This is a genomic window from Streptosporangium sp. 'caverna', from assembly GCF_003203775.1.
Taxonomy (GTDB): domain Bacteria; phylum Actinomycetota; class Actinomycetes; order Streptosporangiales; family Streptosporangiaceae; genus Streptosporangium; species Streptosporangium subroseum.
Genome location: NZ_CP029711.1, coordinates 8281105 through 8294877, shown reverse-complemented (window position 1 = coordinate 8294877; position 13773 = coordinate 8281105). Strand labels below are relative to the sequence as shown.

General features: G+C 69.5%; 13 protein-coding genes. 8 read left to right on the top strand and 5 right to left on the bottom strand.

Features of this window, described 5'->3' with window-relative positions; genetic code table 11:
• The first annotated feature begins 39 nt into the window (after nt 1-39).
• Nucleotides 40-804 (top strand): TetR/AcrR family transcriptional regulator, encoded by a 765-nt coding sequence (locus DKM19_RS35655; protein WP_239513756.1) that lies wholly within the window; start codon nt 40-42, stop codon nt 802-804.
• Nucleotides 805-1250: 446 nt separating this feature from the next.
• Here the strand turns inward: DKM19_RS35655 and DKM19_RS35650 are convergent, their stop codons facing one another.
• Complete coding sequence (locus tag DKM19_RS35650; protein WP_110701890.1) at nt 1251-3323, bottom strand: prolyl oligopeptidase family protein; 2073 nt, start codon at nt 3321-3323, stop codon at nt 1251-1253.
• A gap of 318 nt (nt 3324-3641) precedes the next feature.
• On the opposite strand from DKM19_RS35650, the gene DKM19_RS35645 reads away from it, so the two are divergent.
• Genes DKM19_RS35645 through DKM19_RS35635 form a run of 3 tightly spaced genes read left to right on the top strand, consistent with a single transcriptional unit; the run spans nt 3642 to nt 5275 of the window.
• Complete coding sequence (locus tag DKM19_RS35645; protein WP_110701888.1) at nt 3642-4151, top strand: HNH endonuclease; 510 nt, start codon at nt 3642-3644, stop codon at nt 4149-4151.
• Between the two features lie 54 nt (nt 4152-4205).
• Nucleotides 4206-5033 (top strand): GNAT family N-acetyltransferase, encoded by an 828-nt coding sequence (locus DKM19_RS35640; protein ID WP_110701886.1) that lies wholly within the window; start codon nt 4206-4208, stop codon nt 5031-5033.
• A 23-nt stretch (nt 5034-5056) separates the two neighbouring features.
• Nucleotides 5057-5275, top strand: coding sequence for a zinc ribbon domain-containing protein (locus DKM19_RS35635; protein ID WP_110701884.1), 219 nt, complete (start codon nt 5057-5059; stop codon nt 5273-5275).
• Nucleotides 5276-5757: 482 nt separating this feature from the next.
• Here DKM19_RS35635 and DKM19_RS35630 read toward each other — a convergent pair whose 3' ends face one another.
• From DKM19_RS35630 to DKM19_RS35620, 3 genes are all read right to left on the bottom strand, one after another.
• Complete coding sequence (locus tag DKM19_RS35630) at nt 5758-6243, bottom strand: YafY family protein (protein WP_089209717.1); 486 nt, start codon at nt 6241-6243, stop codon at nt 5758-5760.
• 91 nt (nt 6244-6334) lie between these two features.
• A complete protein-coding gene (gene ilvD / locus DKM19_RS35625) occupies nt 6335-8173 on the bottom strand; it encodes a dihydroxy-acid dehydratase (protein ID WP_110701882.1) in 1839 nt (612 codons plus the stop codon).
• Nucleotides 8174-8833: 660 nt separating this feature from the next.
• Entirely contained in the window at nt 8834-9667 is an 834-nt protein-coding gene (locus DKM19_RS35620) for a nuclease-related domain-containing protein (protein ID WP_110701880.1), read from the bottom strand.
• Between the two features lie 144 nt (nt 9668-9811).
• Between DKM19_RS35620 and DKM19_RS35615 the strand changes: the two genes are divergently transcribed.
• Genes DKM19_RS35615 through DKM19_RS35600 form a run of 4 tightly spaced genes read left to right on the top strand, consistent with a single transcriptional unit; the run spans nt 9812 to nt 12530 of the window.
• Nucleotides 9812-11233 (top strand): amidase, encoded by a 1422-nt coding sequence (locus DKM19_RS35615; RefSeq protein WP_110706223.1) that lies wholly within the window; start codon nt 9812-9814, stop codon nt 11231-11233.
• Between the two features lie 39 nt (nt 11234-11272).
• Nucleotides 11273-11557 carry a hypothetical protein gene (locus tag DKM19_RS35610; protein ID WP_110701878.1) on the top strand — a complete coding sequence of 95 codons (285 nt, stop codon included), beginning with the start codon at nt 11273-11275 and terminating at the stop codon, nt 11555-11557.
• Nucleotides 11558-11574: 17 nt separating this feature from the next.
• A complete protein-coding gene (locus DKM19_RS35605) occupies nt 11575-11937 on the top strand; it encodes a DUF5130 family protein (protein ID WP_162642011.1) in 363 nt (120 codons plus the stop codon).
• Nucleotides 11938-11957: 20 nt separating this feature from the next.
• Entirely contained in the window at nt 11958-12530 is a 573-nt protein-coding gene (locus tag DKM19_RS35600) for a Pycsar system effector family protein (protein ID WP_110701874.1), read from the top strand.
• A 45-nt stretch (nt 12531-12575) separates the two neighbouring features.
• Here the strand turns inward: DKM19_RS35600 and DKM19_RS35595 are convergent, their stop codons facing one another.
• On the bottom strand, nt 12576-13538 hold the full coding sequence (locus DKM19_RS35595) for a hypothetical protein (protein ID WP_110701872.1): 963 nt from the start codon (nt 13536-13538) through the stop codon (nt 12576-12578).
• Between the last annotated feature and the right edge of the window lie 235 nt (nt 13539-13773).

The following is a 13773-nucleotide window of genomic DNA, read 5'->3' as shown; positions in this document are numbered from 1 at the left end:
ATACGCTGTACGCAATGTGACGATAAGGAGACCGCATCCGTGGCCAGTCAGAAAAAGTCCTCGGCCGCTCCTCCTCCGCAGGTGGAAGATGAGGGCCAGGCGCAGGCCTCCCTGTGGGAGCGTCTCGAGCGCCCCGCGCCCGCACCCCGCGCCGCCCTGACCCCCCACCGAATCGCCTCGGTGGCGGTCGAGATCGCCGACACGGAGGGCCTCGACGCCATCACCATGCGGCGCCTGGCCGCCGAGCTGGGCGTCGCCCCCATGGCGGCCTACCGCTACGTGTCCGGCAAGGACGACGTCATGGAGCTGATGGTCGACCTGGTCCACGGCGAGCTGGAGCACTCCCAGGCCGACGGCTGGCGAGAGACCATACGGGCCCTCGCCCTCCGCACCCGCGCGCTGATGCTGAAACACCCCTGGCTCGCCCAGCTCTCACCCCAGGCGGCCTTCGCCCTGACCCCCAACCGGATGGCCGTGGCGGAGCGATCACTGACCGCACTCGACAGCCTGGGCCTGAACGCCGACACGATGATGGCCATCGTCCGCACCATCGACTCCTACGTGCACGGCGCCACCAACGCCGAGATCACCCTGCACCAGCTGATGGAGGGCCGCGGATGGTCCAGCGACGACGAGCTGAAGACGGGACTGGCGCCGCAGATGATCTGGCTCATGGGCACCGGCCGTTATCCCACCTTCCAGCGCTACCTCCTCGAAGGCACCCACAAGGACGACCCGCAGTGGCAGTTCGAGACCGGGCTGGACTACATCCTCGACGGCATCGCCGCCCGCATGGGCATCTGACCCCCCTCCCGGACCTCCGGCCCCGGGTCCACCGCGCAACGGGCGGATGCCGTCAGGGGTGGGCCGCCGGGTGGGCGATGTCCCCGCAGGGCCGGTACGCCTGGTCCGCTGAGGCCGGGGGCATCCATCGGAGCTCTGAGGCTGCCGCGGCCCGAGTGGGAGATCACCTGCTCGGATTCCAGCCTTCGGCTTCAGAGCCACCCTCGGTCACATCCTCGGAGAAGGTCAGCCCCTCCAACGTCGTGGCGTTCTCCACCCGTCGACCACAACCACCGCCCCCGACGGTTTTCACGATCCCGGCGCCGAGGACGCCCGGGTGGCCGCCCGGGCGCTCTCAACCCACTCCGCGAGAGCGTTTCCGGGAACCGGGACGGCGTCGGCGCTCCTGCCGGGCCTCGGACCGGATGCCCCGGGATCGGAGACGGCGATCCCGGGGCGCGCTTCCCCTACTGGGTCAGACCGGTGTGGTAGGCGAGGAAGGTGAGCTGGTCGGCGGCGAGCTCGATGGTCTTGCTCACCGCGCGGGCGCCGTGGCCGGCCTCGACCTCGTTGCGGAGCAGGATCGGCCTGTCGGACGCCTGGGCGTACTGCAGGGCGGCGCACATCTTCCAGGCGTGCAGCGGGTGGACCCGGGTGTCGGACTGGAAGACGGTGAACAGCGTCGCGGGGTAGGACACGCCCTCCCGGACGTTGTGGTACGGGGAGTAGGCGTGCAGCCAGGCGAACTCGTCGGGCTTCTCCACGGTGCCGTACTCGACGTTCCAGGTCGCGCCGAGCCCGAACAGCTCGTAGCGGATCATGTCGAGCAGCGGGGCCGAGCAGACCACCGCCGCGTACAGCTCGGGGCGCTGGGTCAGGGCCGCGCCGACCAGGAGACCGCCGTTGGAGCCGCCGGAGATGGCCAGCTGGGAGGCCGTGGTGACGCCGGTGGCGATCAGGTGCTCGGCCGCCGCGTGCAGGTCGTCGAAGACGTTCTGCTTGTTGGCGAGCATCCCGGCCCGGTGCCACTCCTCGCCCTCCTCGCCGCCGCCGCGCAACTGGGCGATGGCGTAGGCGCCGCCCTGCTCGACCCAGCTCAGGATCGACGCCGAGTAGCCGGGGGTCATCGAGAGGCCGAAGCCGCCGTAGCCGTACAGGACGGTGGGGCGGGGGCCCTCGACGCCGGGCTTGGAGATCACCAGCATGTGGATCTCGCTGCCGTCGGCCGAGCGGTAGGTCATCCGCTCGGTGTTGACGGCGGGAACCTCGACGGCGCCGGGGGAGGCGGCCCAGAGGGCGGTCTCGCCGGTGCGGGCGTCGTAGCGCTGGATGCTCGGCGGGGTCGTGTTGTCGGTGTAGCCGAACCAGGCCTCGTGGCCGCCCTCGGGACGCTCGCTGATGCCGCCGATCGTGCCCACTCCCGGCGTCGGCACCTCTCCGAGGCGCTCGCCGGTGACCAGGTCGTGGATGGAGATCTCACTGATCGCGTGGCGGGTCCAGCCGATGAGCATGACCGGCCGGTCCAGGTCGTCGAGGATCGCGAAGTCGGACAGCACGGCCTCGGGGTCCTGCGGGATCAGGTCACGCCAGTTCTCGAACTGGGGGGTGGAGGGGTCGGTCACGCAGATCCGGGCGCGCGGGGCGTCGCGGTCGGTGAAGACGTAGAGCCGGCCGTCGCGGCCGAACTGCAGCCCGCTCTGGGCGTCCACCCCTTCCTGGACGACGACCAGGTCGGGAGAGGAGGCGGCGGAGGCGGAGAGGTCGGCCAGCCACAGGTCGTTGCGCGGCGCCGTACCCCGGGAGGCGGAGATCTGCAGCCAGCGGCCGTCGCGGGAGACCCCGACGCCGTAGTAGTTGGTCTTCTCCAGGCCGTCGCCGAAGATCAGGACGTCTTCCTCGGTGGAGGTGCCGACCCTGTGCAGGTAGACCCGGCGATGGAACTGCTCCTCGCCGTCGGGCACCTCCGTGGAGGGCAGCCTGCGCACGTAGTAGAAGGACTCACCGCCGGGAAGCCACGCCACGGGGGAGTAGCGGCACCTGTCGATCGGCCCCTCGATCCGGTCGCCGAACGCGATGTCCATCAGGTAGAGGCTGGACTCCTCGTCGCCGCCCACCGAGACCTGGTAGGCGAGCAGACGGCCCTCCTTGTCGGGCTGCCACGCGTCGAGCGTCGTGAGACCGGTCGGGTCGAGCGTCATCGGATCCAGCAGCGCCCGCTCGGTGCCGTCGGGGTCGACGGTGTAGAGAACGGCGTGCTCCTGCTCCGGGGTGCGCCGCATGAAGAACTGCCGCTCCCCGCGCCACACCGGTGCGCCGATCGAGCCCGACCTCAGAAGCTCGGTGATCCGTGACTTGAAGCCGTCGCGGCCCGGAAGGGCTCCCATCTCCGCGGACAACAGTTTTTCCTGCGCCGTCAGCCAGTCCTTCGTGGCCGGGTCGTCGGGGTCCTCCAGCCATCGATAGGGGTCGGAGACCGGGGTGCCGTGCAGCTCCTCGACGAGGTCATCGCGGCTGGCTGGAGGGTATGGCTGTAGCGTCATGGCAGGAACCCTACGACCTCCGGGCTACCGTGCGGGGCCATCGCGCGAGCGACGTATCCTATCCGTAGCGGGAGGAGTTAAGAACTGGTAATGCGGGCATAAAACGTATCAGGGGTCCCTCCAGTCATTTATGGGTGGCGGGAACGCTGATGTAGAAGCCAAACTTGGTGAAGGACGGTGCCGTGGTGAGCATCCGCTGGGCCGTCCGGCGGAGGTCCTCGTGACGGAAGCACCCGGGCCCCAGGAGGGGCCGCCAGCCGGGGCACGCAGTGGCGTGCCCCCTCAATTGACGCGTTGTACGGCGGGAGAGGCCCGCTGATGCGCCAGGTCCTGCTCTTGAACGCCACCTACGAACCCCTCACCACCCTTTCCCTGCACCGTGCCGTCGTGCTCGTGCTGAGGGAGAAGGCGGACGTCGTCCATCGTGACGGGCGGGGCGCCGTGTTCCGTTCGGCGAGTCGCACGCTCGACGTCCCATCGGTGATCAGGCTTCGCAGATACGTCCGTATTCCTTACCGGTCGCGGATCCCGCTGACCCGAACCGCGTTGATGCGCCGGGACGACTACCGGTGCGCCTACTGCGGCCAGCGGGCCGAGACCATCGACCACGTGATTCCCCGCTCGCGGGGCGGACCCCACACGTGGGAGAACTGCGTTGCCTCGTGCACGTCGTGCAACCATCGCAAGGCCGACCGAATGCTGGAGGAACTGGGGTGGACGTTGAGCGTCGCCCCGGTGGTGCCACGCGGCGTCCACTGGCGGTTGATCGGCGCGCACATCGTCGGCGACCCCCTGTGGGCGCCCTACCTCGCGGAGAACGCGGCCTGACGGCGGCGTGAATATCCGCTCGCCCCGGCGGGCAGCTGTCGGCACAATCGGTGCATGACATGGACCTTCACTTCCAAGGTCGAGGTGTACGCCGGGGCGGCGGAGCCGTGGCTGCTCCAGGATCCCGTCCGCAACACCGTCCCGCTCACGATCCTGCGGGGGATGCGCATCGGCCTCTGGGGTGACGACCTGCTGCTGGCCTGGCTGGAGCGCGACGGTGAGACCGTCGCGGCGGCCTGCCAGACGCCGCCTCGCTTCCTGCTGCTCCCCGCCATCCCCGTCGACACCGTGCGGGACCTCGCCACCCAGCTGATCGAGGCGGAGAGGACGATCCCCGGCGTCTCCGGGCCGCTCCCGCTGGCCGAGGCGTTCGCCGCCGCCTGGTGGCGGCCCGTGGCCGAGCGCCGCTTCGAACGTCTCTACCGGCTCGACGCGCTCGTCCCGCCGCCCTTCCCCTCCGGCGGAGCCGCTCGCACGGCCACCGAGGACGACCTCGAGCTCCTGGTGAAATGGGCCGGGGAGTTCCAGGGCGAGGCGGCCGGTGCCGCCCCCGCCCCCGCCGACCTGACCCCGCTGGTGGCCAGCCGGACCGGCCGGCGGGAGCTGGTCCTGTGGGAGGCGGGCGGGCGGCCCGTCGCGTTCGCCGGGGTCTCTTCGCCGATCGGGGGCATGTCCAGGGTCGGCCCGGTCTACACGCCTCCGGAGCATCGCAGGAAGGGGTACGGCGCGGCGGTCTCCCACGCCGTGACCGCCAAGGCGCGGGCCGAGGGCGCCGACGAGGTGCTGCTCTTCACCGACCTGGCCAACCTCACGTCCAACTCGGTCTACCAGGCGATCGGCTACCGTCCGGTGGCCGACTACGCCTCCATCACCTTTCGCTGAGGAATCTGGGTAACCTGTGTGCCATGCCGCGTTATGACTTCCGTTGCCGTGCCTGCGGGTCCACCTTCGAGATCTCCCGTCCGATGGCCCGATCCGGTGACCCGGCGGTCTGCCCGGACGGCCACGATGACACCGTCAAGCTCCTGTCCACGGTCGCCGTGACCGGAGGGGCGGGTGGATCGAGCGCCCCGGCGAGTGGCGGCGGCGGTGGCGGATGCTGCGGCGGCGGGTGCTGCGGCTAGACCGCGTTCCACGCACGCTCCCGTCCCCATCGACCGTGTTCGAGTGAGCGTGCCCGCATGACGGTTTTCAGGGTGAGCGGACCGGCGAGGTCCCGTCCGCAGATCGCATTCGAATGGGCGCGCCCGCACGATTTCTCCACCTGACCGCGTTCATTCGAGTGAGCGGACCGGCGAGGTCCCGTCCGCAGATCGCATTCGAATGGGCGCGCCCGCACGATTTCTCCACCTGACCGCGTTCATTCGAGTGAGCGGACCCGCGAGGTCTCGTCGGCAGGCTGGGCTCGGATGGGCGCGCCCGCACGATTCCGTCCGCATGACAGCGTTCAAGTGATCATGCCTGCGTATGAGCGGCCCTGCCCGCATGATCACGCCCGAGCGGTCTGTCCGCCTGCCCGCGTTGGGGCCGCGGCGACCGCCGGGAGCGATACCGGAGTCTGTCATCCGGCTTTCAGGATCACGCCGGATGACAGATCAGAATCCGGTTATGCCGCGCGCTTGCCCTGGAAGGGAAGGAAATTGTCCACCATGTGCGGGCGGGCGGGCATGAAGGTGGGCTCGGTGGCGACGATCCGGTCGAACCGGAAGGCCCGGATCGCGTGGCGCATGCGGCACATGCCCACGAGATACCAGTATTCGCGGTGGACCATGCACGTCACCGGGTCGACGTCGCGGACGGTGATCCGGCCGGTCACGTCTTGGTAGTGGAGGCGGATCACGAGACGCGAGGTGATGGCGTTGGCGATGGTCCTTGCCCGGTCGGCGGTCGCCGGGGGCATCGGTGAGGTCAGGGTCTCCAGCGTGGTGGCGATGACCTCGTCGTCGAGCTCCATGTGCTCGAACGCGTGGCGCAGGCCGCGCCGGGCGGTGATGGCCTGCGGGCCCGAACCCATGTGCGCCAGGGACAGGGCGAGGGCGGCGATCTCGGCGGTCGTCAACGGGCGGGTGGAGGGCTTCATGACGGTAGTCATACCCAAATAATAATGCCGAGCACCGACATTTTTCGAACCTCTTGTCGGGTACGGCATGCCGTACCCGACAAGGGAATCAGGGCCCCGGCCGTCAGCGCGAGAGCTGGGACAGGTCCCGGGAGGCGCCGGTGGAGGCCGAGGTGGTCAGTGCGGCGTAGGCCTGGAGCGCGGCGGTCACCGGGCGCTGGCGGTCGCGCGGCCGGTAGCCGCCCAGCTCGGTCAGGAGCCGCTCGCGGCGGGCGGTCAGCTCCTCCTGGGAGACCTGCAGCTCGATCGAACGGCCGGGGATGTCGATGGCGATGAGGTCGCCGTTCTCGACGAGGGCGATGGTGCCGCCCTCGGCGGCCTCCGGAGAGGCATGGCCGATGGACAGCCCGCTCGTGCCACCGGAGAAGCGGCCGTCGGTGACCAGCGCGCAGACCTTGCCCAGGCCCTTGCCCTTGAGGAACGAGGTCGGGTAGAGCATCTCCTGCATGCCGGGACCGCCCTTCGGCCCCTCGTAGCGGATCACCACGACGTCGCCGGCCTTGACCTTGTTGTTCAGGATGCCCTCGACCGCGTCGTCCTGGGACTCGAAGACCACGGCGGGTCCGGTGAACTTCCAGACCGACTCGTCGACCCCCGCGGTCTTGACGATGCAGCCCTCGACGGCGATGTTGCCGTAGAGGACGCCCAGGCCGCCGTCACGGGTGTAGGCGTGCTCGATGTCGCGCACGCAGCCCTCGGACCGGTCGAGGTCGAGCTCCTCCCAGCGGGCGCTCTGCGAGTAGGGCTTGATGGTACGGATGTTGCCGGGGCCCGCGTGCCAGAGCTCCTCCGCCTCGGACAGGACCTTCGGCGACTGCGGGTCCCAGTCGTCCAGATAGTCGCCCAGGGTGCCGCCGTTGACGGTGTAGGCGTCGCGGTGGATGAGGCCGCCCCGGTCGAGCTCGCCGAGGATGGCCGGGATGCCGCCCGCGCGGTGCACGTCCTCGACGTGGTACTTCGCCGTGGCCGGGGCCACCTTGCACAGGCAGGGGACCCGCAGCGAGATCTCGTTGATCTCCTTGAGGCCGAAGTCGACCCCGGCCTCGCGGGCCGCGGCCAGGATGTGCAGGATCGTGTTGGTCGAGCCGCCCATCGACACGTCCAGCGCCATGGCGTTCTCGAACGCGTCACGGGTGGCGATGCTCCGCGGCAGGACCGTCTCGTCGTCCTGCTCGTAGTAGCGCTTGGTGATGTCCACGAGCTGGCGGCCGGCGTCCTGGAAGAGCTTCTTGCGCGCCTTGTGCGTGGCCAGGATCGTGCCGTTGCCCGGGAGCGCGAGGCCGATGGCCTCGGCGAGGCAGTTCATCGAGTTGGCGGTGAACATCCCGCTGCACGAACCACACGTGGGGCAGGCGTTCTCCTCCATCTCCAGCAGCTCGGCGTCGGAGACGCTGTCGTCGGCGGCGGCGATCATCGGGTCGATCAGGTCGAGCTTCCCGTTGGGGGTCTTCCCGGCCTCCATCGGCCCGCCCGAGACGAAGATCGTGGGGATGTTGAGCCTGAAAGCGGCCAGCAGCATGCCCGGGGTGATCTTGTCGCAGTTGGAGATGCAGATCATCGCGTCGGCGCAGTGCGCGTTGACCATGTATTCGACCGAGTCTGCGATCAGCTCGCGGCTGGGCAGCGAGTAGAGCATGCCGCCGTGGCCCATCGCGATGCCGTCGTCCACCGCGATCGTGTTGAACTCGCGGGGGATCGCGCCCGCCTCGCGGATCGCCGTGGCGACCACGTCGCCGACCTCCCGGAGGTGGACGTGCCCGGGGACGAACTGGGTGAAGCTGTTGGCCACGGCGATGATCGGTTTACCGAAGTCCTCGCCTGCTACGCCCGTCGCCCGGAGCAGGGCTCGGGCCCCGGCCATATTCCTGCCGTGAGTGACCGTACGAGACCTGAGGGCGGGCATAAGGCTTCTCCCATCATCGAAACCGTGTCTTCAAATGGTACGGCCACCGCCCGGTGCGTGAGACGACTGTCCACGCCACGAGACGTACGGCCTGTGACCATCTGCTCTGTGACTGCCGCTCCGCGAGCACGGCGAGAGGTCGCCTGCCGGGCGGGGCAGAGGGGTACCGCGGAGATCGCGGGACGCCGACGGGGGAAGCGGGGATGGGCACCGACGCGGCGTCCGATGAGCCCGGTCCGGGCTCGACGGATCTGTCCCCAAGACTATCGAACGTCCGCGCCGGCGACGGCGAGCGGGGCGGGGGCCGTGTCGACGAAGCGCCTCGGATGCGCGGAATCGGGTGTGTTCGAGCGCATGCGGGATCGCGCTCGGGGCCGGGGACGACCTGTCGGCGGACGCTCGCCGTCGCGCAGAGTCACACCGCCGGCGCGGGCATCGTCACGCACTGCCACGACGGGTACGCGAGGCGCGAACGGCGCGGGTCGCTCGACGGCGACCCTCCCTCCGGGGAGGACGCCTTCTCCAAGAGCCTTCTCCAAGAACGGGAGTCACCGGTGCCGGGGCGACTTGGCGTAGGAGACTCCCGTTGGACCTTGGTCCCGGAGAACTAACCCGGTATGCCGAAAAAGTTGGAGAATGACGCCGGCATGCCGAAAGACCTCAGGTTTCGGGGTACCGCGCGGGCAGAACATGCTCCGCGGCCTCGTATATCTTCTCGATCTCGACGTCGGTGAGTGAGCGTTCGCGCTTGGTGATCCATTTACGGACACGGCTGCCGTCGAAAACGTCGACCTCGCGGACGTTGAGAACCTTCCACGGGATGGCCGGACCGTAGATCGCCAGAGACGGGACGATCGAGACCTCGCGGCCGAGCATCTCGCCGATCAGCTCGCTGGCCTGAGCGGCCTCCCAGCGGGCCTCGTCAAGACGGGGCTTCTGGTTGAACGGGCCGTGGAACAGCTTGCGATGCGACTGGACGCGGACCGGCAGGCGCTTGTCCCATTTCTCGGAGTCGACGGCGTACACCCCCGTGGGGCCCACGACCAGATGGTCGATCTGGGCCTCGCTGCCGGGGATGGCACGGGCGTGCAGGGTGCGGTAACCACCCCGCTCCAGCCTCTTGAGCTGGACCTCCGTGCGCCGCTCCGCGACCGAGGCGCGCCGCCAGGCGGGCACACTCGAGTTCGAACGGGCGCGCAGCACCGTGTCGGCGATCGCGGCCACGATGGCGGCGGTGACACCCAGCCGCCAACTGGCCAGCAGGATGCCCGCGATCACCCCCGCGCCGATCGCGATCAGAACGCGTCGGCGCAGATGGCGGTACTTGGGATGGTCGAGCAGGCTGCGCAGGGAAGCACGCTCGATGGGCGCGTACGTAGACGCGGGCGCGGCGGGTCGAGACGTCGGCCTGTCCTCGGCCTGGCGGTCGCTGACCCAAATCGGTGACGTAGTGTTACCGTCTTCTGGTACTTGACCGGAATCCACGTAACTCACGGTAGCTGACGTCCTTGAGGGTGCCTAGTATTGCGTATCTCATACTTTTGTGACCGTGATCCTTCGCATGGCGCTCGTCTTAACCGGGTATCTACTCATTTCCTCTCTAGATAACTTCGGTCGACTGCGCCTACTGTGCGGGACGTGGTTCACATACATGATCTTAATGCTCTTGAGCAGGCGGAAGCCGTACGGCGCAGGGAGATCTCGCCTGTCGAGATCACCGAGCACTACCTCGATCGCATCGCCCGGCTGGATTCCCAGGTGGGCGCGTATGTGACCGTGACCCCGGAACTGGCACTGGAGCAGGCACAGAAGGCCGAGGCCAGGGTGCTCGCGGGGGGTGACCCCTCACCCCTGCTCGGAGTGCCGATCCCGATCAAGGATCTTAACCTGGTCAAGGGCGTTCCGGTCCACTTCGGCTCGGCCGCCTACGAGGACTTCGTCGCCCCGGTGGACGACAGCGTGGTCGAGCGGCTCAGGGACGCAGGGACGATCATGCTCGGCAAGACCGCGACGCCCGAGTTCGGGATGCCGTGCTACACCGAGACCTCGATCTCCCCGCCCACCCGCACCCCGTGGGACCTCTCCCGCTCGGCGGGCGGGTCCAGCGGCGGCGCGGCGGCCGCGGTCGCCGCGGGGCTGGCTCCCGCCGCACAGGGCAGCGACGGCGCCGGATCGATCCGGATCCCGGCCTCCGTCTGCGGGCTGTACGGCATCAAGCCGACCCGGGGCCGGATCAGCTACGCGCCCGTCGTCCCCGACCTGGCCGGCCTGTCGACCAACGGTCCGATCGCCAGGACCGTCGCCGACGCCGCCGCGCTGCTCGACGTGATGACCCACAACAACCCCGGCGATCTCTACTACGCGCCGCCGCCGGAGCTCGGCTCCTTCTCGGCCTACGTGGGCCGCGACCCGGGCCGTCTGCGGATCGCCCGCTACGCCGAGCCGGCGGTCCCGGGCGCCGTGGTGGAGCCCGAGGTGCTCGCCGCCTACGAGCGGGCCTCGGCGGAGCTGGCGGGGCTCGGGCACGAGGTGGTGGACATCGATCCGCCGTTCACGGCCGATCTGGTGCCGCAGTTCGTGACCCTCTGGTGCGCGTTCGCCTGCATGCACCCGGTGGACCTGACCAGGCAGGACAGGCTCCGGCCGCTGACCGCCTGGCTCCGCGGGCGCGGCTTCGCCATCCCGGCCCCCGACTTCATGCGGGCGCAGTCGGCGCTGCAGCTCGCCACCCGGGTGGGGCTGCTGGTGACCAACCAGTACGACGCGGTGCTCACCCCGACCCTCACCCAGCCGCCACAGCCGGTGGGCTGGTTCGAAGACGTCGAGGATCCCGAGGAGACCCTCGAACGGATGAAGCGGTTCGCCGCCTTCCCCGCCATCTACAACGTCAGCGGGCAACCCGCGGTCAGCCTTCCGCTGTACTGGACCGCGGAGGGCCTGCCGATCGGCGTCATGCTGGCCGGGCGGTTCGGCGACGAGGGCACCCTGATCTCCGTTTCGGCGCAGGTCGAGGCGGCACGCGGCGGTTTCTGGGGGGAGCGGAGACCTGCTGTCTGGTAGATCTCGACGATTCCCCGGAAGGGACCTACGGTTGATGGTGTGGACAGTGCGATCCAGGTCTTCGGATTTCTCATCGGAGCCTCCGGTGGCTTGTTCCTGCTCATCGCCCTGCTGGCGGCACTGCCCGGCAGGTTGCGTAAGAGCGCCGCCCGGACCACGTCGGCCGGTGCGATGTGGTTCGGTGGCCCGCTCCACAGCGAGCACGGTGTGAACACCTCCGGTCTGGTGCTGACGGAGAGCCGGACGCCGGAGGTCGACTGGGTGATGCTGGCGGAGACCGCCGAGCCCGGACGGTACGTCGGTGGAGCGTCCTCGGTGTGGTGACGGAGGTGGCGACGGATATGAGAACCCTTACCTCGACCCAGATCGACGGCGTCCGGGAGGCGCTGCGCGCCGCCGAGCGCCGCACCGGCCTGCGCTTCGCCGCCTACCTCGGACCGGCGATCGGCCCTCGCCGTCACTTCTCCGAACGGCTGCACGCCGCGCTGGGCGACGAGGTCGACCGGGCCGTGCTCATCTTCGTGGATTCGGAGAAGAAGGCCCTGGAGATCGTCACGGGCTCCGAGGCCAGGCGGCGGCTCCCCGACGAGAAGTGCCGCATGGCCGCGATGTCGATGGCCACCGTGTTCGGCGCGGGAGACCTGGTGGGCGGGATCGTCACCGGCGTGTGGATGCTCGCGGACCAGGCTTCGCGCCATCCGTGACTTTCCCCGATAATCGGGGCGTGCTGAAGATCGTGTGGGACGCGCTGCTGGGCCGCCCTCCTGAGGGGGGCACGGCGGCGGGAGAACCGGATCAGATCCTCGGCCAGATCATGGCGATGCTCGTCGACGCGCAGACCGAGGTCGGCAGGGCGGATCAGAAGGGGGTCATCCTGCTGGTGACGACCGGCGCCGCCGCCGGTCTCATCGTCGCGGGGCTGCTGGGCGGGCAGTGGAGGCCGCACGAGCTGCCCAGCCAGGTGGAGTGGCTCTGGTGGACCGGGATGTTCTTCTGGCTGGCGGGAATCCTGATGCTCGTCGGCGCGATCCATCCGCGCAGCGCGGGGCTCGCCGGGCAGGCCGTGGATCGCCGCCGTTCCTACGTCCACGGTTTCACCGACGAGGTGCTCGCCGAGTTGAGGGCGGGCAGCACCCGCCGGAACGGACAGGTCAGGGTCGACCTGATCGTGCTGAGGATCAGGAGGCTCAGCGCCACCGCCGACGCGAAGTACCGCTACATCCGCAGGGCGACGATCCTGATGCTGGTCGCCATCGCCTGCTGCGTGCTCTCGGTGCTCATCGGCCAGGAGATCTGACCGCCGGCCCGCCCGGTGTCTCCACCGCGAAGGCGCGTGCCACGGTCAGAGCCGCAGCAGCTTCACCAGATGGGTGGCGGTGTCCATCAGCAGCGTCGAGGGCGTCAGCGGGGCGGCGGCGATGGCGGAGAACAGGCTGGGCAGCCCCGGCAGCGGGAATCCGTCGTCCTTGGCGGCCTCCCGGCCCATCTCGTTCTTGCCCAGGATCGTCCGGCTGCGGTCCCAGGCCTCAAGCACCTCCTCGGGGGAGGGCACGCCGAACCCGTGGCCGACCGGGGCCGCGTGGCGTAGCCGTACCAGGGGGGTGTCGGCGAAGGTCAGCGCCACCCGGGCGCGCAGGGCGAGGTCCTCGCGGTGGCTCTCCTGGATCCAGTCCATCGCGGTACAGGGGTTGCGGCACTCGGCCACGCAGGTGGCCAGCGCACCGGCCACCTGGCTGTGCTGCCTATCGAGGTAGGCCCGCCACCCCTCGGCGGGTTCCTGGGCCACGCGCAGGGTCCGGTTGACGGCCGACTGCTCGGCCTTGGTGTGGTCGCACTCGCGGTCGCCGATCACGCCGAACCTGCTGCCCGGCGCGCTGAGGCCCTCGGGCCAGCGCGTGGGGTCGCCCGCGCTGCCGAGTAGCGGCTCGAAGGCGAGCAGCGGAAGATACTCGCTGGCGATGTGTACGGCGGCGACCATCGAGCTCAGCTCGCGCCGGTACCATCTGACCGCTATCACCTCCAGCAGCAGCGCGTAGGCCGGGCGCAGCGACTCCAGAGCGCCGCGCGGCTGCTCGCGTGGCGTCTGCGGCATGGTGCACGCCCGCGCCCGCCGCCTCAGGTCGCTCGGTACGGCGCGTGCCTCGACGGCGAAGTCCTCCGCGTCGAGTGAGAGCAGCCGCTGCCCGAACTCGCACACCACCTCGATGTTGCTCGCGTCTTTCACGACACCGGGGGCGAGCGCCCCCAGATCGGCGAAGGCGTATCTCTGGGCCAGGGAGACGAGTAGATCACGTGCCGATTCCACTTGATCACCCTCTCATGACCCGCGAACGAGGTGGACGTTACCTGTGCAAGGACGAAATGAGCCTATTTGGGCGGCTAGAAACCATTTTTATCACCATCCGCCTCGCCCCTCGGCCTCGGCCGCTCGGCGGTCGGCTCGACCCTCCCGCCCGCGTGAAACGCCGGGTGAGAAATCAAGGATCGGCAGGGCAGGGCACGGACCTGGTCTCCCCGGCGCCGAGACACGACCCGGTGAC